This window comes from Pseudomonas sp. GW823-FHT01D03, from assembly GCF_058798255.1.
The window spans coordinates 4,927,419-4,948,052 of sequence record NZ_JBXAKK010000001.1 but is presented as its reverse complement, the minus strand read 5'-3'; the positions used below and the strand labels follow the sequence as shown (position 1 = coordinate 4,948,052).

General features: G+C 60.2%; 19 protein-coding genes. 15 read left to right on the top strand and 4 right to left on the bottom strand.

Translation table 11 applies throughout. The features are described 5' to 3' along the window. The first annotated feature begins 6 nt into the window (after positions 1-6). The 12 genes from iscX (at position 7) to AC1RBR_RS21715 (ending at position 11,832) form a co-directional block, all read left to right on the top strand. Positions 7-207 carry a Fe-S cluster assembly protein IscX gene (gene iscX, locus AC1RBR_RS21770; RefSeq protein WP_492566563.1) on the top strand — a complete coding sequence of 67 codons (201 nt, stop codon included), beginning with the start codon at positions 7-9 and terminating at the stop codon, positions 205-207. Positions 208-295: 88 nt separating this feature from the next. Continuing rightward, positions 296-721 carry a nucleoside-diphosphate kinase gene (gene ndk, locus AC1RBR_RS21765; protein ID WP_007964426.1) on the top strand — a complete coding sequence of 142 codons (426 nt, stop codon included), beginning with the start codon at positions 296-298 and terminating at the stop codon, positions 719-721. Positions 722-749: 28 nt separating this feature from the next. Further along, on the top strand, positions 750-1,898 hold the full coding sequence (gene rlmN, locus AC1RBR_RS21760; RefSeq protein WP_003227893.1) for a dual-specificity RNA methyltransferase RlmN: 1,149 nt from the start codon (positions 750-752) through the stop codon (positions 1,896-1,898). Positions 1,899-1,910: 12 nt separating this feature from the next. Further along, a complete protein-coding gene (gene pilW, locus AC1RBR_RS21755) occupies positions 1,911-2,669 on the top strand; it encodes a type IV pilus biogenesis/stability protein PilW (protein ID WP_007964430.1) in 759 nt (252 codons plus the stop codon). Then, a complete protein-coding gene (locus AC1RBR_RS21750) occupies positions 2,669-3,706 on the top strand; it encodes a RodZ domain-containing protein (RefSeq protein ID WP_204895288.1) in 1,038 nt (345 codons plus the stop codon). The genes pilW and AC1RBR_RS21750 overlap by 1 nt, the downstream gene beginning before the upstream one ends. 3 nt (positions 3,707-3,709) lie before the next feature. Next, a complete protein-coding gene (gene ispG / locus AC1RBR_RS21745) occupies positions 3,710-4,819 on the top strand; it encodes a flavodoxin-dependent (E)-4-hydroxy-3-methylbut-2-enyl-diphosphate synthase (RefSeq protein WP_003227888.1) in 1,110 nt (369 codons plus the stop codon). Between the two features lie 36 nt (positions 4,820-4,855). After that, positions 4,856-6,145, top strand: a complete 1,290-nt coding sequence (hisS, locus tag AC1RBR_RS21740; RefSeq protein WP_095136892.1) for a histidine--tRNA ligase — start codon at positions 4,856-4,858, stop codon at positions 6,143-6,145. Positions 6,146-6,186: 41 nt separating this feature from the next. Next, complete coding sequence (locus AC1RBR_RS21735; protein WP_003227886.1) at positions 6,187-6,828, top strand: tetratricopeptide repeat protein; 642 nt, start codon at positions 6,187-6,189, stop codon at positions 6,826-6,828. After that, entirely contained in the window at positions 6,821-7,972 is a 1,152-nt protein-coding gene (gene bamB, locus AC1RBR_RS21730) for an outer membrane protein assembly factor BamB (protein ID WP_095136893.1), read from the top strand. The genes AC1RBR_RS21735 and bamB overlap by 8 nt, the downstream gene beginning before the upstream one ends. 211 nt (positions 7,973-8,183) lie before the next feature. Further along, positions 8,184-9,656: a ribosome biogenesis GTPase Der gene (gene der / locus AC1RBR_RS21725; protein ID WP_027612132.1), complete on the top strand. Its 1,473-nt coding sequence runs from the start codon at positions 8,184-8,186 to the stop codon at positions 9,654-9,656. A gap of 248 nt (positions 9,657-9,904) precedes the next feature. After that, positions 9,905-11,053 carry a pyridoxal phosphate-dependent aminotransferase gene (locus AC1RBR_RS21720; protein WP_492566559.1) on the top strand — a complete coding sequence of 383 codons (1,149 nt, stop codon included), beginning with the start codon at positions 9,905-9,907 and terminating at the stop codon, positions 11,051-11,053. Further along, on the top strand, positions 11,041-11,832 hold the full coding sequence (locus AC1RBR_RS21715; RefSeq protein WP_492566557.1) for an amidohydrolase: 792 nt from the start codon (positions 11,041-11,043) through the stop codon (positions 11,830-11,832). The genes AC1RBR_RS21720 and AC1RBR_RS21715 overlap by 13 nt, the downstream gene beginning before the upstream one ends. A 177-nt stretch (positions 11,833-12,009) precedes the next feature. Here AC1RBR_RS21715 and leuA read toward each other — a convergent pair whose 3' ends face one another. The 4 genes from leuA to AC1RBR_RS21695 form a co-directional block, all read right to left on the bottom strand. Further along, positions 12,010-13,689 (bottom strand): 2-isopropylmalate synthase, encoded by a 1,680-nt coding sequence (gene leuA / locus AC1RBR_RS21710; RefSeq protein ID WP_027612129.1) that lies wholly within the window; start codon positions 13,687-13,689, stop codon positions 12,010-12,012. A 465-nt stretch (positions 13,690-14,154) separates the two neighbouring features. Next, positions 14,155-14,979, bottom strand: a complete 825-nt coding sequence (locus AC1RBR_RS21705; RefSeq protein ID WP_448178415.1) for a peptidoglycan DD-metalloendopeptidase family protein — start codon at positions 14,977-14,979, stop codon at positions 14,155-14,157. A 3-nt stretch (positions 14,980-14,982) separates the two neighbouring features. Beyond that, entirely contained in the window at positions 14,983-16,362 is a 1,380-nt protein-coding gene (gene xseA / locus AC1RBR_RS21700; protein ID WP_103367345.1) for an exodeoxyribonuclease VII large subunit, read from the bottom strand. A 99-nt stretch (positions 16,363-16,461) separates the two neighbouring features. Continuing rightward, complete coding sequence (locus AC1RBR_RS21695) at positions 16,462-17,394, bottom strand: LysR family transcriptional regulator (RefSeq protein WP_492566555.1); 933 nt, start codon at positions 17,392-17,394, stop codon at positions 16,462-16,464. A gap of 100 nt (positions 17,395-17,494) precedes the next feature. On the opposite strand from AC1RBR_RS21695, the gene AC1RBR_RS21690 reads away from it, so the two are divergent. The 3 genes from AC1RBR_RS21690 (at position 17,495) to guaB (ending at position 20,576) form a co-directional block, all read left to right on the top strand. Then, positions 17,495-18,268, top strand: a complete 774-nt coding sequence (locus tag AC1RBR_RS21690; RefSeq protein ID WP_492566553.1) for a sulfite exporter TauE/SafE family protein — start codon at positions 17,495-17,497, stop codon at positions 18,266-18,268. 173 nt (positions 18,269-18,441) lie between these two features. Then, the gene (locus tag AC1RBR_RS21685) at positions 18,442-18,990 is read left to right on the top strand and encodes a sugar ABC transporter ATPase (RefSeq protein WP_083368004.1); all 549 of its coding nucleotides are present in this window, start codon (positions 18,442-18,444) and stop codon (positions 18,988-18,990) included. 116 nt (positions 18,991-19,106) lie between these two features. After that, a complete protein-coding gene (gene guaB, locus AC1RBR_RS21680) occupies positions 19,107-20,576 on the top strand; it encodes an IMP dehydrogenase (protein WP_027612123.1) in 1,470 nt (489 codons plus the stop codon). Positions 20,577-20,634: the final 58 nt, after the last annotated feature.

Sequence of the window (20,634 nt, the reverse complement as noted above, 5' to 3'; positions counted from 1 at the left end):
ACTGTCATGAGCTACGGTTGGAATGATGTTCAACGTATTGCCGAAGAGCTGGCCGAGACCCATGAGGGGCTCGATCCGTACTCTGTAGGTTTCGTCCGTCTGCAGCAGATGATTCTTGAGCTGCCGGATTTCGACAGCACTTCTGGCCGGGTCGGCGAGAAAGTGCTCGAGGCGGTTCAGGAACTCTGGGCCAAAGAATTGGACTGATCGTCCCCGCAGGTTAGGCAATACCCAAGAACCCGCGTATAATTCGCGGGTTTAATTTTTCGCAAATTACTGTTTCTGGAGTTACACCATGGCTGTTCAACGTACTTTCTCCATCATCAAGCCTGACGCTGTTGCAAAAAACGTCATCGGCGAGATCACCACTCGTTTCGAAAAAGCAGGCCTGCGCGTTGTAGCTTCGAAACTGAAGCAACTGTCCAAAGCAGAAGCTGAAGGCTTCTACGCTGAGCACAAAGAGCGCGGTTTCTTCGGCGACCTGGTTGCTTTCATGATCTCCGGTCCTGTTGTTGTTCAGGTTCTGGAAGGCGAAAACGCTATCGCTCTGAACCGTGAGCTGATGGGCGCTACCAACCCTAAAGAAGCTGCTGCCGGCACCATCCGTGCTGACTTCGCCGAGTCGATCGACGCCAACGCCGTTCACGGTTCGGACTCCGAAGCCGCTGCTGCTCGCGAAATCTCGTACTTCTTCGCAGCTACTGAAGTAACCACTCGCTAAGCATTGCTTAAAGAGTGAAGGTGAATCCATGACTACATCGACTGTTAAAACAAACCTGCTGGGTCTGACCCAGCCGGAAATGGAAAAATTCTTCGACTCAATCGGGGAGAAGCGTTTCCGTGCCGGTCAGGTAATGAAATGGATTCACCATTTTGGCGTCGATGATTTCGACGCCATGACGAACGTCAGCAAGGCCTTGCGCGACAAGCTCAAGGCTATTGCTGAGGTCCGTGGTCCCGAAGTGGTCAGCGAGGACATTTCCAGCGACGGCACCCGCAAGTGGGTGGTGCGCGTGGCGTCCGGCAGCTGTGTCGAGACCGTGTACATTCCCCAGGGCAAACGCGGCACGCTGTGCGTTTCGTCCCAGGCAGGCTGTGCCCTGGACTGCAGTTTCTGCTCCACCGGCAAGCAAGGCTTCAACAGCAACCTCACCGCCGCCGAAGTCATCGGTCAGGTGTGGATTGCCAACAAATCCTTTGGCAGTGTTCCCGCCACCATCGACCGCGCCATCACCAACGTGGTGATGATGGGCATGGGCGAACCGCTGCTGAACTTCGACAACGTCGTGGCCGCCATGCATCTGATGATGGATGACCTCGGTTACGGGATCTCCAAGCGCCGCGTGACCCTGTCCACTTCGGGCGTGGTGCCGATGATCGATGAGCTGGCCAAGCACATCGACGTCTCCCTGGCGTTGTCCCTGCACGCACCGAATGACGCATTGCGTAACCAATTGGTGCCGATCAACAAGAAATATCCGCTTAAGATGCTGCTCGAGTCGTGCCAGCGCTATATGTCCGCCCTGGGTGAGAAACGTGTGCTGACCATCGAGTACACCTTGCTCAAGGACGTCAACGACAAGCTTGAGCACGCCGTGGAAATGATCGAACTGCTCAAAGACATTCCGTGCAAGATCAACCTGATTCCGTTCAACCCGTTCCCGCATTCGGGGTACGAGCGGCCGAGCAACAACGCCATTCGTCGGTTCCAGGATCAGTTACATCAGGCCGGTTTCAACGTCACTGTGCGCACCACCCGTGGTGAAGACATCGACGCCGCATGTGGTCAATTGGTAGGGCAGGTGCTGGATCGCACCCGTCGCAGCGAACGTTACATCGCCGTGCGCGAGTTGAGCGCCGACAGCGATCTGGCACAGAACGCCGCGAACACTAACTAAGAGAGGATCTCTATGTCCCTGCGCTTTGCGCTGCTGTTGCTGATGGCCAGCCTGTGTGCTGGTTGTGTCCTGTCGGGTGACTACAACCCGATGAAGACCAGCAAGGGCCGCGACGAAGCGCGTGCCGCCTACGTGCAGCTGGGACTGGGATACTTGCAGCAAGGGATGACCGAGCGCGCCAAGGTGCCGCTGAAGAAGGCGCTGGAGCTGGACGGCTCCGATCCTGATGCCAACGCTGCCCTCGGGCTGGTGTTCCAGGCCGAAATGGAGCCGAAGCTGGCCGACGAACATTTCCGCAAAGCCCTGTCCTCGCGTCCCACCGATGCACGAATCCTCAATAACTACGGCAGTTTTCTCTACGAAGAACAGCGTTACAAGGAAGCCTACGAGCGTTTTGAGCAGGCAGCCGCCGATACCCTGTATCCTGAGCGTTCGCGAGTCTTCGAGAACCTCGGCATGACCGCCTCGAAACTCGGTCAGCGGGATCTGGCACAGCAGCAACTGGAAAAAGCCCTGCGGCTGAACCGTCAACAACCGCGCGCTTTGCTGGAAATGGCTGAGTTGTCCTTCGAAGACAGGCATTATGTGCCCGCGCGTGACTATTACGACCGTTTCAGCCTGCTAACCGAGCAAAATGCACGTAGTCTATTGCTCGGTGTTCGGCTGGCAAAAGTGTTTGAAGATCGCGACAAGGCCGCCAGTTATGGCCTGCAATTAAAACGACTCTATCCCGGTACGCCGGAATATCAGCAATACCTGTCGGAGCAATGATGAAAGCGGCGCATCCCGAAGTTGTAGCAGCGACTCGCGTTAATCCCGGTGAGACTTTGCGCCAGGCCCGCGAAAGCAATGGCTGGTCGCTGGCCGAAGTGGCCCTCAAGCTCAACCTCACCGTGACTTCCCTGAGCAATCTTGAAGCTGGCGCTTTCGACAAGCTGCCAGGGCATACCTTCGCTCGCGGTTACATTCGCGCTTACGCCAAGTTGCTTGGCATGGACCAGACCGTGCTGGTTCAGCAATTCGACCAGTCCACCGGTACCGACTCCCAGGGCAGCAATGTGCACGCGCTGGGCCGTATCGAAGAGCCGGTACGGGTTTCCCACACTATTTTGCGCATCGTCAGTCTGTTGTTGCTGGTCGCGGTCATCGGCGGCGGTTTCGTCTGGTGGCAGGATCAGACCTCGCAGCGCAGCAAGGATGTGACCAGCCTGGCCCCGGAGCACGTTGAAGTCGAAGGCGCCGACGGCACCACGCAGATTCACCCGATCGACGAGCCGGAAGACCAGGCCGTTGCCGAAGGTCAGGCCGAAGCCGCAACCGCGCTGGCACTGCCACAATCGGAAACCACCGCGGAATCGACCGGTGCCGAGCCAGTTGCTCCGGCCACCGCACCAGCCGCCCCGGCTGCAACCACGCCAGCCGCACCGGTTCATACGCCGGCCCCGGTTGTGGCCACTCCGGCGACTCCGGCACCGAACGTTCCGGCCACACCAGCGCCGACCGTCACCGCACCAGTGGTAGCGGCTACCCCTGCGCCGACCGCAGAAGCAGCTGTCCCAGCGGCCGGCGACGGCCAGGTGCAGCTGCAGTTCACCGCCGATTGCTGGGCACAGGTCACCGACGGTCGTGGCAAAGTGCTGTTCAGCGGTCTGAAACATAAAGGCGACAGCGTCTCGGTTTCCGGCAAGCCGCCATTGGCGGTACGCCTGGGTGTAGCTCGCGCCGCACAGGTCAGCTACAACGGCCAACCGGTCGATATCGCTCCGTTCACCAGTGGCGAGACTGCTCGCCTGAAGTTGGGTCAATAAGTCATGCACGGCGAATCTCCAATCAAACGTCGCGTTTCGCGCAAGATCTGGGTCGGTAACGTACCTGTTGGCGGCGATGCGCCTATCGCTGTGCAGAGCATGACCAACAGCGACACCAATGATGTGGCTGCCACCGTCGCCCAGATCAATCGTCTGGAAGCCGCCGGTGTCGACATCGTCCGCGTTTCGGTACCGGACATGGACGCCGCCGAGGCGTTCGGCAAGATCAAGCAACTGGTCAAGGTGCCGCTGGTTGCCGACATCCACTTCGACTACAAGATCGCTCTGCGCGTCGCCGAACTGGGTGTGGATTGCCTGCGCATCAACCCGGGCAACATCGGTCGTGAAGACCGGGTGCGCGCCGTGGTCGATGCCGCCCGTGACCGCGGGATTCCGATCCGTATCGGCGTCAACGCCGGCTCGCTGGAAAAAGACCTGCAGAAGAAATACGGCGAACCGACCCCGGCTGCGCTGGTCGAGTCCGCGCTGCGTCACGTCGAGCACCTAGAACGCCTGAATTTCCAGGACTTCAAGGTCAGCGTGAAAGCCTCCGACGTGTTCATGGCCGTTGAAGCCTACCGTCTGCTGGCCAAGGAAATCGTTCAGCCGCTGCACCTGGGCATCACCGAAGCCGGTGGCTTGCGTTCGGGCACAGTGAAATCCGCCGTGGGCCTAGGTATGCTGCTCGCCGAGGGGATTGGCGATACTATCCGCATCTCGCTGGCGGCCGATCCGGTCGAGGAAGTGAAGGTCGGTTACGACATTCTCAAGTCTTTGCATCTGCGTTCCCGTGGCATCAACTTCATCGCCTGCCCGAGCTGCTCGCGGCAGAACTTCGATGTGGTCAAGACCATGAACGAGCTGGAAGGGCGCCTTGAAGACCTGCTGGTGCCGCTGGATGTCGCGGTGATCGGTTGCGTGGTCAACGGCCCCGGCGAAGCCAAGGAAGCCCATATCGGCTTGACCGGCGGCACGCCAAACCTGATTTACATCGACGGCAAGCCGTCGCAGAAACTGACGAATGACAATCTGGTGGACGAGCTGGAAAAGCTGATCCGCCAGAAAGCGGCCGAAAAGGTCGAAGCTGACGCTGCGGTTATCGCGCGCGGCTGAGCCCGACTGAAAGCCGAACGAATTTAAGGATTTAAAGTGAGCAAGTCTCTGCAAGCCATTCGTGGCATGAACGACATCCTGCCCGAACAGACCCCGCTGTGGCGTTATTTCGAGGGCACTGTCGCGCGTCTGCTGGATAACTACGGTTACAAGCAAATCCGCATGCCGATCGTCGAATTCACCGAGCTGTTCAAGCGCTCGATCGGTGAAGTGACCGACATCGTCGAAAAAGAGATGTACACCTTCGAAGACCGCAATGGCGACTCCCTGACCCTGCGTCCGGAAGGCACCGCGGCGTGCGTGCGTGCGGTGCTCGAGCACGGCATCACCGGCGGTGGCCAGGTGCAGAAACTCTGGTACATCGGCCCGATGTTCCGCCACGAGCGTCCGCAGAAAGGCCGTTATCGCCAGTTCCACCAGATCGGTCTGGAAGTGTTCAACCTCGACGGTCCGGACATCGACGCCGAGCTGATCATCATGACCTGGCGCCTGTGGGGCGAGCTGGGTATCCGTGATGCGGTCAAGCTCGAACTCAACAGTCTGGGCACCAGCGAGTCCCGTGGTCGCTATCGTGAAGCGCTGGTCGAGTACCTCTCGGCGCACCACGACAAGCTCGACGAAGACAGCCAGCGTCGCCTGAAAACCAACCCGTTGCGCGTGCTCGACACCAAAAATGCCGACACTCAGGCGGTACTGGTCGATGCGCCGAAGATGGCCGACTATCTGGATGACGAATCCCGTGCGCACTTCGAAGGTCTGAAGGCGCGTCTGGACGCGGTTGGCATCCCGTATGTGCTCAACCCGAAACTGGTGCGCGGCCTCGATTACTACAGCAAAACCGTATTCGAATGGGTCACCGACAAGCTCGGCGCCCAGGGCACTGTCTGCGCGGGCGGTCGTTACGACGGTCTGGTCGAGCAGATGGGCGGCAAGCCGACTGCCGGCGTGGGTTTCGCCATGGGCATCGAGCGTCTGGTGTTAATGCTCGAAACCCTGGAGCAGATCCCGGAAGAAATCTCCCGTCAGGTCGATGTCTACCTGTGCGCCTTTGGCGAGGAGGCCGAACTGGCCGGTCTGGCCCTGGCCGAGCGGGTGCGTGACCAGCTTCCGAACCTGCGCCTGCAAGTCAATGCCGGCGCCGGCAGCTTCAAAAGCCAGTTCAAGAAAGCCGACAAGAGCGGTGCGCTGTATGCACTGATCCTGGGTGACGACGAAATGGCCCAGCAAGTGGTAGGTTTCAAACCCCTGCGTGGCCAGGGCGAACAACAAAGCATTGCCTGGGATGCGCTTGCCGCTCACCTGGCCACCTGCGTCGTGCAGGGTTGAAGCTGTCTAAACAGCCGATTTAGCGATTAAGGAGTATTGGGGTGTCGAGTACCGAAGACGAACAGTTGGCGGATTTGAAGGACTGGTGGACACGCAACGGCAAACCTCTGGTCACCGGCGGCCTGTTGGCGCTGGTCATCGTGTTCGGCTGGCAGGCTTATCACAAGTATCAGAGCAACCAGTCGCAAGGCGCCTCGGTGCTCTACCAGCAACTGCTGGAAACCACGCTGACCCCGGATGGCAAGCCTGACGCTGCCCGCGTTGCGGATCTGGCCGGCAAGCTCAACAGCGAATTCGGCGGCACCGCGTACGCGCAGTACGGCAGCCTGTTCGTGGCCAAGGTTGCGGTCGACAGCGGCAAGCTGGATGACGCTGCGACTGAACTCAAAGCCATCGTTGCCAAACCAGCCAACCCGGCGCTGGGCGAAATCGCCCGTCAGCGTCTGGCGCAGGTGCTGGGTGCGCAGAACAAGGCCGATGAAGCCCTGAAGCTGCTCGACGGTGATGCCGACAAGGCGTTCCTGGCCACTCGCGAAGAACTCAAGGGTGACTTGCTGGTTCAGTTGGGTCGTACCGACGAGGCGAACACCGCGTATCAAAAAGCCAAGGCGGCACTGTCGGATGAAGCGGCAGTCGGTGGCCTTCAAATAAAGCTCGACGACCTGGCCAAAGGGGATGCGTGACGTGATCCGTTGGAAGCATGCAGCATTGCTGGCTCTGGCCATTCTGGCCGCGGGTTGCAGCAGCAACAGCAAAAAAGAACTGCCACCGGCCGAGCTGACCGACTTCAAAGAAGAAGTGGTTCTGCAAAAGCAGTGGAGCCGTTCGATCGGTGACGGTCAGGGCGAAACCTACAACATGCTGGTGCCGGCGATCGATGGTGACACCATCTACGCGGCCGATGTGACCGGCGTGCTGATGGCCATGGATCGCAGCAATGGCGACGTGAAGTGGAAAAAGGATCTTGAACTGCCTGTTTCCGGCGCCGTTGGCGTAGGTTATGGTCTGGTCACGATCGGTACCCTCAAGGGTGAAATCGTTGCCCTCGACGCCATCAACGGCGAAGAGAAGTGGCGCGCCCGGGTTTCCAGCGAAGTCCTCGCGCCGCCGGCCAACAACGGTGACGTTGTCGTGGTACAGACTCAGGACGATCGTCTGATCGGCCTGGACGCTGCTACCGGCGACCGTCGCTGGACTTACGACAGCACCCCTGCGGTCCTGACCCTGCGCGGCACCAGCGCGCCAGTCGTGACCAACCGCCTCGCGGTGGCTGGCCTGTCGACCGGTAAAGTGGTTGCCCTGGACATTTCCAACGGCGTGCCGGTCTGGGAACAACGGGTCGCGATTCCAACCGGTCGTTCGGAACTGGAGCGCGTCGTCGACATCGACGGCGGTCTGCTGCTGTCCGGTGAAACCCTGTACGTCGCCAGCTATCAGGGTCGCGTTGCGGCACTCGATCTGCAAAGCGGTCGCCAGCTCTGGCAGCGCGATGCATCGAGCTATGCCGGTGTTGCCCAGGGTTTCGGCAACGTCTACGTGAGCCTGTCTTCGGGCACCGTTGAAGGCGTTGACGAGCGTTCGACCACTGCACTGTGGAGCAACGACTCGCTGGCTCGCCGCCAGCTGTCGGCGCCGGAAGTGTTCTCCAGCTACGTAGCCGTTGGTGACATGGAAGGTTACCTGCACCTGTTGAGTCAGGTGGACGGTCGTTTTGTGGGTCGTGAGCGTATCGACAGTGACGGCCTGCGTGCCCGTCCGCTGGTGGTGGGCAACACGATCTATGTGTATGGCAACAGCGGCAAACTGGAAGCCCTGACCATCAAGTAACACTATGCTTGGGGTTAACGCCCCAGGCAGCTTCATTTGTGGGAGCGGGCTTGCTCGCGAAGGGCGTCAACGAAGACGCGTACAGCCTGAATAAACGCGGTGCTGCTACGGTTTTTCGCGAGCAAGCCCGCTCCCACAGTGTTGCCCCGAGCACCAGCCGCTGCCTCGCAGCGGCTTTTGTATTTTCTGAAATAACGAAGTGGAGAGCCGCATGGTTCCCGTAATCGCCCTGGTGGGCCGACCGAACGTCGGCAAATCCACCTTGTTCAACCGCCTGACCAGGACGCGTGACGCCATCGTTGGCGACTTGTCCGGTCTGACCCGTGATCGCCAGTACGGTGAGGCCAAGTGGCAAGGGCGTTCCTACATTCTGATCGACACCGGCGGTATCTCCGGTGACGAACACGGTATGGACGAAAAAATGGCCGAGCAGTCGCTGCTGGCCATTGAAGAAGCGGATGTTGTGCTGTTCCTGGTAGATGCCAAGGCCGGTTTCACCGCCGCCGACCAGATGATCGCCGAACACTTGCGCAAGCGTAACAAGCGTTCCCACGTGGTTGCCAACAAGGTCGACAATATCGACCCGGAAATGGCCCGCGCTGAATTCGCCCCGCTGGGCATGGGCCACGCGATCCCGATCGCTGGTGCTCACGGCCGTGGTATCACTCAACTGCTGGAAGCGGCACTGAGCGATTTCCCGCGTGATGATGACGAACCGGCGGAAGGCGAAGAGGAAGAGATCGTTGCCGAAGGCGAGGAAGCCAAGCGCATTCCTGGCCCGAGCGAAAAAGACGGGATCAAGATCGCCATCATCGGCCGTCCGAACGTCGGCAAGTCGACCCTGGTCAACCGCATGCTCGGTGAAGACCGGGTAATCGTCTACGACCAGCCTGGTACCACCCGCGACAGTATCTACATCCCGTTCGAGCGTAACGACGAGAAGTACACGCTGATCGACACCGCCGGTGTGCGCAAGCGCGGCAAGATCCACGAAGAAGTCGAAAAATTCTCCGTGGTCAAAACCCTGCAGGCGATCAAAGACGCCAACGTGGTGATCTTCGTGATGGACGCCCGCGAAGGCGTGGTCGATCACGACCTCAACCTGCTGGGCTTTGCCCTCGAAGCCGGCCGTGCGCTGGTGATCGCAATCAACAAATGGGACGGCATGACCCCGAGCGAGCGCGACTTTGTGAAGGTCGAGCTGCAACGTCGGCTGTTCTTCGTCGACTTCGCCGACATTCACTTCATCTCGGCGCTGCACGGTACTGGCGTGGGCAACCTCTACGCCTCGGTGCAGAACTCGTTCAAGTCTGCGGTTACCCGCTGGCCGACCAGCCGCCTGACGCAGATTCTCGAAGACGCGGTCAGCGAGCACCAGCCGCCGATGGTCAACAGCCGCCGGATCAAGCTGCGTTACGCTCACCTGGGTGGTGCGAACCCGCCGATCATCGTGATCCACGGTAACCAGATCGAGAAAGTGCCGAAGTCGTATGTGCGCTATCTGGAGAACACTTACCGCCGTGTGCTGAAGCTGGTCGGTACGCCGATCCGCATCGAGTTCAAAGGTGGCGAGAACCCGTACGAAGGCAACAAGAACACGCTGACCGACCGCCAGGTCAACAAGAAGCGTCGTTTGATGTCGCACAACAAGAAAGCCAGCAAGAAGCGCCGCGACAAGAAGTGATCAAGTTGATTGTTCCCACAATTGCGTGGGAACGCTCAACCGCTTCTGTAGGAGCTGGCGAAGCCTGCGATCTTTTGACTTTGCTTTGAAGGCAAGATCAAAAGATCGCAGCCTGCGGCAGCTCCTGCAGGGTTCGGCGATAAAGAGGGTGCTCAGTCGGGCGCCCTTTTTTTATGGGCGCCGGATGGGCTATTCTCGGGCTCTCCCGCGCCGTCGTCAGAGCCGGGTGTAGAGCAGGGAACCCCTCGATGATCACCAGTAAGCTGCCGGATGTCGGCATCACTATTTTCACGCAGATGTCTCAGCTCGCGGCGCAGACCGGAGCGATTAACCTGTCCCAGGGTTTTCCTGATTTCGACGGCCCGCAGTCCCTGCGTGACGCGGTCGGTCGGCATATCGCCAGCGGCCATAACCAGTATTCACCGATGACCGGCCTGCCGGCGCTGCGCGAGCAGATCGCGGCGAAAATCGCGCGCAGCTATGGCGTGAAAGTCGACGCCGACAGCGAAGTGACCGTGACGCCGGGTGCCACCCAGGCGATCTTCTGTGCGATTCAGGCGGTTATCCACAGCGGCGACGAAGTCATCGTGTTCGATCCGTGCTACGACAGCTATGAGCCGGCGACGCAGTTGGCGGGTGGCCGCTGCGTGCATGTGCAACTGAACCCGCACGATTTCTCCATCGATTTCGACAAGCTCGCCGCGGCCCTCAGCCCGCGCACGAAAATGATCGTCATCAACACACCGCACAACCCGAGCGGTGCACTGATCAGCCGTGCCGAACTGGATCAACTGGCGGAGTTGATCCGTGGTCGCGACATCTATCTGATCAGCGACGAGGTGTACGAACACTTGGTGTTCGACGGCGTGCCGCATGTCAGTGTGTTGGCTCACGAAGAGCTGTATCAGCGCGCCTTCGTGGTCAGCTCGTTCGGCAAGACCTACCACGTCACCGGCTGGAAAACCGGTTACGTGGTTGCGCCCCCGGCGCTGACCGCCGAGCTGCGCAAAGTGCACCAGTACGTCAGTTTCTGCGGTGTCACGCCGCTGCAATATGCCCTGGCCGATTACATGGCCGAGCACCCGGAACACGTCGAAGAGCTTCCGGGTTTCTATCAGGCCAAGCGCGACCTATTCTGCGATTTGCTGGCGCCGTCGCGCTTCACTTTTACCCGCGTCACCGGCACGTATTTCCAGTTGGTCGACTACTCGCAGATCCGCCCTGACTTGAACGACGTCGACATGGCGATCTGGATGACCCGCGAACACGGCGTGGCGAGCATTCCGGTATCGGTGTTCTATCAGAATCCACCGCAAGGCCAGCGCCTGGTGCGCCTGTGCTTCGCCAAACGCGAGGAGACGCTGCGCGAGGCAGCGGCAAAACTATGCGTGATCTGAGTGCATTGCCCGATCTCAATCTGGCGCTGATCCAGACCAGCCTGGCCTGGCATGACCGTCAGGCCAACCTCGAGCACTTTGAGTTGCTGCTGGAGCAGGCCCGGGGCGCCGACCTGATCATCCTGCCGGAGATGTTCACCACCGGTTTCTCCATGGAATCGGAAACCCTCGCCGAAGCCGAGCATGGCCCGACCAGCAAATGGATGAAGGTGCAGGCCGCGAAACTGAATGCGGTGATCACCGGCAGCGTGATCATTCAGGCGGCGGACGGCAGCCATCGCAATCGCCTGCTGTGGGCACGCCCGGACGGCGAAGTCTGGCATTACGACAAGCGCCACCTGTTCCGCATGGCCGGCGAGCACAACCACTACACCCCCGGCGAGCGCCAAGTGCAGTTTGAGCTCAAGGGTTGGCGCATTCGCCCGCTGATTTGCTACGACTTGCGCTTCCCGGTGTGGAGTCGCGACGCGCAGGACACCGATCTGCTGCTGTACACCGCCAACTGGCCGGGGGCGCGGCGTCTGCACTGGAACCGCTTGTTGCCGGCGCGGGCGATTGAAAACCTGTGCTACGTGGCGGCGGTGAACCGGATCGGCACCGACGGCAAGGGCTTTGCCTATACCGGCGACAGTCAGGTGCTGGATTTCCAGGGCGAGACGTTGCTGGCGGCGGGGGAGGCCGACGGCGTGTTCAAGGTTGTGCTGGAGGCCGCGTCATTGGCGGCGTATCGCGAGCGCTTTCCGGCGAATCTGGATGCGGATACCTTCGAATTCACTTGATATTCGCTTCGCCTGAGCGAGCGCTTTCGCGAGCAAGCCTGCTCCCACAGGTAGAGCGCATTACCCTGTGGGAGCGGGCTTGCTCGCGAAGAGGCCAGATCAGGCAATACAAAACCAGCAGGCATAAAAAAGGCCCCGGAATTCACACTCCGGGGCCTTTTGCATTTCAGCGAAGGCTTAAGCCGCTTTCGCTTCCGGCTGGCTCAACGAGCGGTTCAGCGCACTGAACAGCGCCTTGAAGCTGGCAGTGGTGATGTTTTCATCGATACCCACGCCGTGCACCGCACGCTCGCCATTCACGCGCAGCTCGATGTAAGCCGCTGCCTTGGCGTTGGTGCCCGCGCCGATCGCGTGTTCGTTGTAGTCCATGATCTCCACCGGAATCGGCAGGCCGGCCACCAGGGCTTCCAGCGCACCGTTGCCCTTGCCGCGCCAGTGCAGGTTGGTTTCGCCCTGACCCTTGCTCGCCACTTCCACTTCGACGGCACTGTTGCCGTTTTCTTCCTGCAGGCGATGGCTGACCAGCGCGTACGGGGTGTTGGCTTGCAGGTATTCGCTGATCAACAGCGAGTGGATCTGCTTGGCGGTCATCTCCAGGCCGAGGCGATCGGTTTCACGCTGCACCACCTGGCTGAACTCGATCTGCATGCGACGCGGCAGGCTGATGCCGTATTCCTGCTCCAGCAAGTAGGCGATACCGCCCTTGCCCGACTGACTGTTGACGCGGATCACCGCCTCGTAGCTGCGACCGATGTCGGCCGGGTCGATCGGCAGATACGGCACTTCCCACAGGGTGTCCGGTTTCTGCTGAGCGAAGCCCTTGCGGATTGCGTCCTGGTGCGAGCCGGAGAATGCAGTGTGGACCAGGTCGCCGACGTACGGGTGGCGCGGGTGCACCTGGATCTGGTTGCACTCTTCAACGACTTTGCGCACGCCGTCGATATCGGAGAAATCCAGCTCAGGGTCAACGCCCTGGGTGTACATGTTCAGTGCCACAGTGACGAGGTCGACGTTACCGGTACGCTCGCCGTTGCCGAACAGGCAGCCTTCGACACGATCCGCGCCGGCCATCAGGCCCAGCTCGGTAGCGGCGACGCCGGTGCCACGGTCATTGTGGGTGTGCAGGCTGATGATCACGCTGTCACGACGGTTGATGTTGCGACCGAACCATTCGATCTGGTCGGCGTAGACGTTCGGCGTTGCACATTCAACGGTGGCCGGCAGGTTGAGGATCATCTTGTGCTCAGGCGTCGGGTTCCAGACCTCGATCACCGCGTCACAGACTTCCTTGGCGAACTCCAGCTCGGTGGCGCTGAAGGTTTCCGGCGAGTATTCGAAAGTCCACTCGGTGTCCGGCTGCATCGCTGCGTATTTGACGAACAGCTTGGCGGCGTTGACCGCGATCGCTTTGATGCCGTCCTTATCCTGGTTGAAGACGATGCGCCGGAAGGACGGCGAGGTGGCGTTGTACAGGTGAACGATGGCTTTCTTCGCCCCGCGCAGGGATTCGAAGGTGCGCTCGATCAGGTCTTCGCGGCCCTGGGTCAGCACCTGAATGGTGGTGTCGTCCGGGATGTGGCCTTCTTCGATCAGGGTACGCACGAAGTCGAAGTCGGTTTGCGAAGCGGCCGGGAACGAGGCTTCGATTTCCTTCACACCGACCTGTACGAGGGTTTTCCAGAAGCGCAGCTTCTTCACCGCGTCCATCGGCTCGATCAGCGACTGGTTGCCGTCACGCAGGTCGGAGCTGCACCAGATCGGCGCGGCGTCGATGGTTTTCGACGGCCAGGTGCGATCCGGCAGATTGATGACGGGGAAAGCGCGGTATTTCGAAGACGGGTCTTTGAGCATGCTCATCGGGAAAATCCTTATTGTCTGGGCCGAAAAGAGGCGGCCTGCCGGTGGAACGAATGTTCGGGGAACAGCTTGGGACGAGGCGCAGCGATTCAGCCCGGCAGTCGTGCGCTGACGAGGCACAGACTGCGGTGCTGGCGAAGCTGAATAAGGGTGTGAGAGGTTTTCATGCCTTCAACCCTAACCGCGAGGGGAGAGGATGGCAAGCAGTCGAAAAAAATTGAGAGGAATACTCGAAAAGCTGCGATCGGCGCGATTTTATTGTGCTTCAGGCGGATGATCTTATTGATTTTTGCGCGGGGTTGGATTGGGGCGCAATTGAAACTGGTGGGGTGTCAGCAGTATTTGTGCTGAGGGATGTACAGCCTTCGCGAGCAAGCCCGCTCCCACAGTTGATCGTGTTCACAACACAAATCCAGTGTGGGAGGAGGGCTTGCTCCCGAAGGGGCCGGTAGCCTCAATCAGGAATTATGGTTGGAACGCACCAATGAAAATCGCCGGATCCACCCGCGCATCATTCAGGCTGATGTTCCAGTGCATGTGCGGCCCGGTCGCCCGGCCGGTCGAGCCGACCTTGCCCACCACCGCGCCACGGGCCAGTTGATCGCCGACCTTCACGTCGATTTTCGACATGTGGCAGAACATGCTGATAAAGCCCTGTCCGTGATCGACAAACACCGTGTTGCCGTTGAAGAAGTAGTTGCCGGTCAGAATCACTTTGCCCGCTGCCGGGGTCTTGATCGGCGTGCCGGCCGGCACCGCAAAGTCGAGGCCGGCATGGGGGTTGCGCTCTTCGCCGTTGAAGAAGCGGCGCACACCGAATTTGCTCGACAGCGGCCCGTTGACCGGTTTGTCCAGCAGCAAGTTGCTCGGAGTGTTCGGGCTGAAGCTGCGGTAAGCCTTGATCTGCTCGGCCAGTTCACCCTCGATGCGCTTGAGATTGGCCGGGTTCGGATTGACCTGTTGAGTGTTCTTCAGGGTGATGTGCTGTTCCGGGTATTTCTTGTTGCCAACCGTGAACGGCAGATTGCGCCCACCGCTGCTGATCTGCTGGCTGCCGGGTTTGACCGTCAGCGGCACACCGACAATCGCCAGCCAGTTGTTCTGTTCTTTCACCACCAGCACCGGTTTGCCCTGATAGGTGGCTTTTGGTGCCTGCGCGGCGCTGCCCAGATCGACCACCGCGACGCCGCCCGGCACCGGTTTGTTCAGCAAACGGGTGATGTAGCTGTCGGCGTGGGCGTTGAAGGAGGTCAGGCACAGTAACAATAACGGAGCAAGAAAACGCGGCATGGATCAGTCCAGTAAAGAAAGGGTGACAGGCGTCAGGTGATTGTCCTCGACGCGCACTTGCAGTTCGCCTTCGCCCAGTCTGGCCTTCAGGCGTTGGCCGGTGTGGGTCTGCGCGGCGTTGCGAATGGCGTGCCCGCGTTCATCCAGCAGAATGCTGTAGCCCCGGCCGAGGGTTGCCAGCGGACTGACCACATGCAGCGTCTGCATCTGGCTGTGCAGTTGCAGGCGACGGCTTTTCAGACCTTCGCGCATGGCTCGCGGCAGACGTTCGGCGAGGCTGTCGAGGCGCTGGCGCAGCATCGCCAATTGGCGTCCCGGATGTTGCCCGGCGAGGCGGGTTTCCAGACGGATCAAACGCTCGCGGCGGGTATTCAGTTGGCGCTCGAAGGCCCGGCGCATGCGCATGTCCAGGTCATCCAGGCGTTGTGCTTGCTGACGCAGGCGTTCGCCGGGGTGGCGCAGGCGGCGGGCCATGCCTTCCAGGCGCAGACGATCGCGCATTAGTCGGTCGCGCATGCGCATCACCAGACGCCGGTGCAGGCTTTCGACCTGACGGATCAGGTGACTCGAATCCGGGGCCAACAGCTCGGCGGCAGCGGAGGGCGTTGGTGCGCGCACGTCAGCCACGAAATCACTGATCGACACGTCGGTTTCATGCCCGACGGCGCTGACAATCGGCGTCACGCAGGCATCGACCGCGCGGGCCACGGCCTCTTCGTTGAAGCACCAGAGGTCTTCCAGCGAACCACCGCCCCGGGCGAGGATCAGCGCGTCGAAACCACGGGCGTCGGCCAGTTTCAGGGCGCGGACGATTTGCGCGGTGGCTTCACGGCCCTGCACGGCAGTCGGAATCAGCGTCAGTTGCACCTGCGGCGCCCGGCGGCGGAACACGCTGATGATGTCGCGAATCACCGCGCCGGTCGGCGAACTGATGATGCCGATGCGCTGCGGATGCGCCGGCAGCGGGACTTTGCGTTCGGCACTGAACAGACCTTCGGCGCTGAGCTTTTCCTTCAGTGCATCGAAGGCCAGGCGCAGCGCGCCGTCACCGGCCGGCTCCACGGTATCGAGAATCAGCTGATAGTCGCCACGCCCTTCGAACAGCGAGACCTTGCCGCGCACCTTCACGGCCAGGCCGTCCTTCAACGCCTGGCGCACCCGCGCCGCATTATTGCGGAACAGCGCGCAACGCACCTGCGCCCCGCTGTCCTTGAGGGTGAAATACACGTGACCGGACGCCGGGCGGGCGAGGTTGGAGATTTCGCCTTCGACCCAGATGTTGCTGAACACGTCTTCGAGCAACACCCGCGCGCGGCCGTTGAGCTGGCTGACGGTCAGGACTTCACGGTCCAGGCCAAGTCTTGCAAAGGGATCTTTAATCATGGGGCGCAGTTTAAAGGCATTCGCCTACCGATCACCATGACCCAACACAAAACCCCTTGTGGGAGCGGGCTTGCTCGCGAAAGCGGTGTGGCAGGCAAATCAAGTTTCGACTGACACGCCGCTTTCGCGAGCAAGCCCGCTCCCACAGGGGGAATTTGTGAAGGTCTGGATGAAGTGTTGAACCAGTGGCGTGGGATTCTGGCGATGGGCGAGGGCGACGGTGCTTTGGCAGTCGGGATCGCTCAGCGGCAGAAATCGTACACCGCCGGGGGCGATGTCCTGCATTGATTCGGGCAGCAGGGCGATGCCGAATCCAGCCTGGATCAACTGCAATTGCGTAGTCTTGCGCGACATCACTCGTGCCGCTTTGGGAAAAAAGCCCTGACGCATACACAGGTCGGCACACAAATAGCTGAGCCCGCCACGCTGCGGATGCGGGATCGAGATAAACGGCTCGTCCTTCAGTTGCGCCAATTCGACAGCGGCTGAATCGGCCAGGTGATGATCGTTCGGCACCGCCAGCAGCAGGCGTTCGGTGAACAACGGCACAACCTGAATGCCTTCGCGCTGACGCAACACCGGCAGGCGCAACAGGCCAATGTCGAGGCGTCCTTCCGCGAGTTCCTCAAGCTGCGCTTCGGAGGACAACTTGCCGATGTCCAGCGACACGCCTTGCTGCTGATCGAGATAAGTGCTGATCCGATGTATTAAATGCCCGCTGATCGACACGGTGCTGGAATGACTCAGGCGCAAGGTGCCGAGCTGACCATTGCCGACCTCAGTGGCCATCACGCTGGCTTTGCTCAGTTCATTGAGCAGGTTTCTGGCCCGCGGCAAAAACGCCTCACCCGCCGCCGTGAGCCGGGGTTGGCGCGCGGTGCGTTCGAACAGCGGGGTTTGCAGGCGCGCTTCCATGTCCTTGACCTGCCGGCTCAGCGCTGACTGCGCGATGAACAGGCGTTCAGCGGCGGCGCTGAAACTGCCGCATTCGGCGATTTCCACGAAGTAGCGCAGTTGGCGGGTTGAAAGCATCAGGTATGCCTTTTCGAGATGGGTGAGCGACTTTGATCATATTAGTCGCAAGGCTTGGTGCTGGCTAAAGTCATCACAGGCTTATAAAGGAAGCGGATCGATGAGCGTGGTGGGGTTGTTGAGTGAATGGGCGTGGGGCGCGGGTGGCTGGGTGGTGATCGGCTTGGGAATCGCGTTGGCCTATATCGTGTTCGGGATTGCCGGGTTCGGTACCGCACTGGTCGCGGGTCCGATTCTGATTCTGTTCATGCCGTTGTCGAAAATCGTGCCGCTGCTGGTGCTGCTGGATTTCGTCGCGGCGTTCGGCAATCTGCTGCCCTCGCGCCGGGATGTGGCGAAGCCTGAGTTGTTACGGCTGCTGCCGTGCATGGCGGTGGGATGCACGTTGGGGGTGATTTTCCTGCTCAACCTCAAATCCGATCTGTTGCTGCTGTTGATGGGGTTATTCATCAGCACTTATGCGGTTTACAGCCTGTGGGTGAAAACCCGGCCGACGCAGTTGTCTGCCGCATGGGCGCTACCGATGGGCACGGTAGGCGGGCTGTTTGGCGCGCTGTTTGGCAGCGGCGGCTTTTTATATGCGATCTATCTCAACAGCCGCCTGCCCAAGGACGCGGCGCGGGCCACGCAAAGTGCACTGATCAGTTGCAGCACGGTGGTGCGTTTGAGCCTGTTCGCCATCGCCGGGGTGTATGCCGAGCTACCCTTGTTGATGCTGGCGGTTTGTCTGTTGCCTGCCATGGCGCTGGGCTTGTGGATCGGGCGGCGGTTGACCATGAGATTGTCGCGCGAGGCGTTTGTGCGATTGGTGACCTGGCTGGTGCTGGCGAGCGGGATTGCGTTGATCGGGCGCTACATTATTAGTATGGCGTGAGTACTTGACCGGATTTCTTCAGGGATTAAGCTGCCGGCCGCAATTCCTTTGTAGGAGTGAGCCTGCTCGCGATAGCGGTGTATCAGTTGATCTTGATGTGTCTGACCCACCGCTATCGCGAGCAGGCTCACTCCTACAGGGGTAAATCTCGGTATTTGCAGCAGGCTTGCACCATGAATTCGCAAAGCATCATCGTCCCGAAAATCTCCACCCTGCCGGTCCACGAACCCCGGGCGCGGGCGATAGTGCGCTGGCTGGTGCGCAAGAACATCATCGAAGAACAGCTGACCACTTGCGGCCGCACCGGCAATCGCATGGCCCATGCGATTGCCGACGGCGCGCGTGCGGTGGTGCTGCACCCCGAGGCGCTGCCCTTCGGTGAGCCGATCAATGGCCTGGAGATCATCGTCAAGCGCTGCATCTACACGCCGGCCAAGGGCTTTCTCGAAGAAGCCGGGTGCGCCGAGTGCCGCCGCGAAGTCGGCGAAGCGCTGTTCGAAAGCCTTGAAGACTGGTTTCCAGGCCGCACCGACAACTTCACCTGCCCGGAATGCGGGCATGAAGACGATATCAACGGCTTTCTGTACTTGCAGGAATGTGCATTTTCCAACTTGGGTTTCATCTTCAACAACTGGCTGGAAGCAGGGTTCAAGCAGAGCTTTATCGACGAGTTCGCCGATTGGCTCGATCAACCTGTCTCTTGGGTCAAGGTGGAGCTGTAGCGGCGGGGGTCTCCGTATATCAGCAACATTGATATAAAGCTGAGTTTTACATTGAACAGCAGGGGGTGTCTGACTATAATGGCGCGCTTCCATTTTCCCGCTCGGGAGCCCCCGCGATGCTGCGTATCAGCCAAGAAGCTCTGACATTCGACGACATTCTCCTAGTGCCTGGTTATTCCGAGGTGCTTCCTAACGAAGTCAGTCTCAAGACCCGCCTTACCCGTGGCATCGAGCTGAATATCCCTCTGGTTTCTGCCGCCATGGACACCGTCACTGAAGCCCGTCTGGCAATCGCCATGGCTCAGGAAGGTGGTATCGGTATCATCCACAAGAACATGACCATCGAGCAGCAAGCTGCCGAAGTGCGTAAGGTCAAGAAGTTCGAAGCCGGCGTCGTCAAGGATCCGATCACCATTGAGGCTGATGCCACGGTGCGTGACCTGTTCGAACTGACCCGCATGCACAACATTTCCGGCGTTCCGGTGTTGCACGATGGCGACCTGGTCGGCATCGTCACCTCCCGTGACGTCCGCTTCGAAACCCGTCTGGAAGCCACCGTACGTGAAGTGATGACGCCTAAAGAGCGTCTGGTCACCGTGCGTGAAGGCGCCGACAAGAACGAAGTCCGCGAGTTGCTGCACAAGCACCGCCTGGAAAAAGTCCTGATCGTCGACGACAAGTTTGCCCTCAAAGGCATGATGACCGTCAAAGACATCGAAAAAGCCAAAGCCTACCCACTGGCCAGCAAGGATGATCAAGGTCGTCTGCGTGTTGGCGCTGCCGTCGGTACCGGTAAAGACACCGGTGACCGCGTTGCCGCGCTGGTCAACGCCGGTGTGGACGTGGTGGTGGTCGACACCGCACACGGTCACTCCAAGGGCGTGATCGACCGCGTTCGCTGGGTCAAAGAGAATTTCCCTGAAGTGCAGGTGATCGGCGGCAACATCGCCACCGGCGCAGCCGCCAAGGCCCTGGCCGAAGCTGGCGCCGATGCGGTCAAGGTCGGTATCGGCCCTGGCTCGATCTGCACCACCCGTATCGTCGCCGGTGTCGGCGTGCCGCAAATCAGTGCCATCGCCAACGTCGCCGCTGCCCTTGAAGGCACTGGCGTGCCGTTGATCGCCGACGGCGGCATCCGTTTCTCCGGTGACCTGTCCAAGGCCATCGTAGCCGGTGCGTCCTGCGTGATGATGGGTTCGATGTTCGCCGGTACTGAAGAAGCCCCGGGCGAGATCGAACTGTTCCAGGGCCGTTCGTACAAGGCTTATCGCGGCATGGGTTCGCTGGGCGCCATGTCCCAGGCGCAAGGTTCTTCCGACCGTTACTTCCAGGACTCCTCGGCAGGCGCCGAGAAACTGGTTCCGGAAGGGATTGAAGGCCGTGTGCCGTACAAAGGCACCCTGACGGCGATCATCCACCAGTTGATGGGCGGTCTGCGTTCCTCGATGGGTTACACCGGCAGCGCCAACATCGAAGAAATGCGCACCAAGCCTGAGTTCGTGCGGATCACAGGTGCCGGTATGGCCGAATCCCACGTTCACGACGTGCAGATCACCAAAGAAGCGCCAAACTACCGCGTAGGTTGATGCTTCAAGCAAATCGTTAAGCAACCGGGGCTGTTTTATTCAGCCCCGAGTTGTTTCT

What these genes read in the sequence shown, in the direction of transcription:
- iscX (WP_492566563.1), top strand. Translation starts at nt 7, where the DNA reads ATGAGCTACGGTTGGAATGATGTTCAACGTATTGCCGAAGAGCTGGCC.
- ndk (WP_007964426.1), top strand. Translation starts at nt 296, where the DNA reads ATGGCTGTTCAACGTACTTTCTCCATCATCAAGCCTGACGCTGTTGCA.
- rlmN (WP_003227893.1), top strand. Translation starts at nt 750, where the DNA reads ATGACTACATCGACTGTTAAAACAAACCTGCTGGGTCTGACCCAGCCG.
- pilW (WP_007964430.1), top strand. Translation starts at nt 1,911, where the DNA reads ATGTCCCTGCGCTTTGCGCTGCTGTTGCTGATGGCCAGCCTGTGTGCT.
- AC1RBR_RS21750 (WP_204895288.1), top strand. Translation starts at nt 2,669, where the DNA reads ATGAAAGCGGCGCATCCCGAAGTTGTAGCAGCGACTCGCGTTAATCCC.
- ispG (WP_003227888.1), top strand. Translation starts at nt 3,710, where the DNA reads ATGCACGGCGAATCTCCAATCAAACGTCGCGTTTCGCGCAAGATCTGG.
- bamB (WP_095136893.1), top strand. Translation starts at nt 6,821, where the DNA reads ATGCGTGACGTGATCCGTTGGAAGCATGCAGCATTGCTGGCTCTGGCC.
- der (WP_027612132.1), top strand. Translation starts at nt 8,184, where the DNA reads ATGGTTCCCGTAATCGCCCTGGTGGGCCGACCGAACGTCGGCAAATCC.
- AC1RBR_RS21720 (WP_492566559.1), top strand. Translation starts at nt 9,905, where the DNA reads ATGATCACCAGTAAGCTGCCGGATGTCGGCATCACTATTTTCACGCAG.
- AC1RBR_RS21715 (WP_492566557.1), top strand. Translation starts at nt 11,041, where the DNA reads ATGCGTGATCTGAGTGCATTGCCCGATCTCAATCTGGCGCTGATCCAG.
- leuA (WP_027612129.1), bottom strand. Translation starts at nt 13,689, where the DNA reads ATGAGCATGCTCAAAGACCCGTCTTCGAAATACCGCGCTTTCCCCGTC.
- AC1RBR_RS21705 (WP_448178415.1), bottom strand. Translation starts at nt 14,979, where the DNA reads ATGCCGCGTTTTCTTGCTCCGTTATTGTTACTGTGCCTGACCTCCTTC.
- xseA (WP_103367345.1), bottom strand. Translation starts at nt 16,362, where the DNA reads ATGATTAAAGATCCCTTTGCAAGACTTGGCCTGGACCGTGAAGTCCTG.
- AC1RBR_RS21695 (WP_492566555.1), bottom strand. Translation starts at nt 17,394, where the DNA reads ATGCTTTCAACCCGCCAACTGCGCTACTTCGTGGAAATCGCCGAATGC.
- AC1RBR_RS21690 (WP_492566553.1), top strand. Translation starts at nt 17,495, where the DNA reads ATGAGCGTGGTGGGGTTGTTGAGTGAATGGGCGTGGGGCGCGGGTGGC.
- AC1RBR_RS21685 (WP_083368004.1), top strand. Translation starts at nt 18,442, where the DNA reads ATGAATTCGCAAAGCATCATCGTCCCGAAAATCTCCACCCTGCCGGTC.
- guaB (WP_027612123.1), top strand. Translation starts at nt 19,107, where the DNA reads ATGCTGCGTATCAGCCAAGAAGCTCTGACATTCGACGACATTCTCCTA.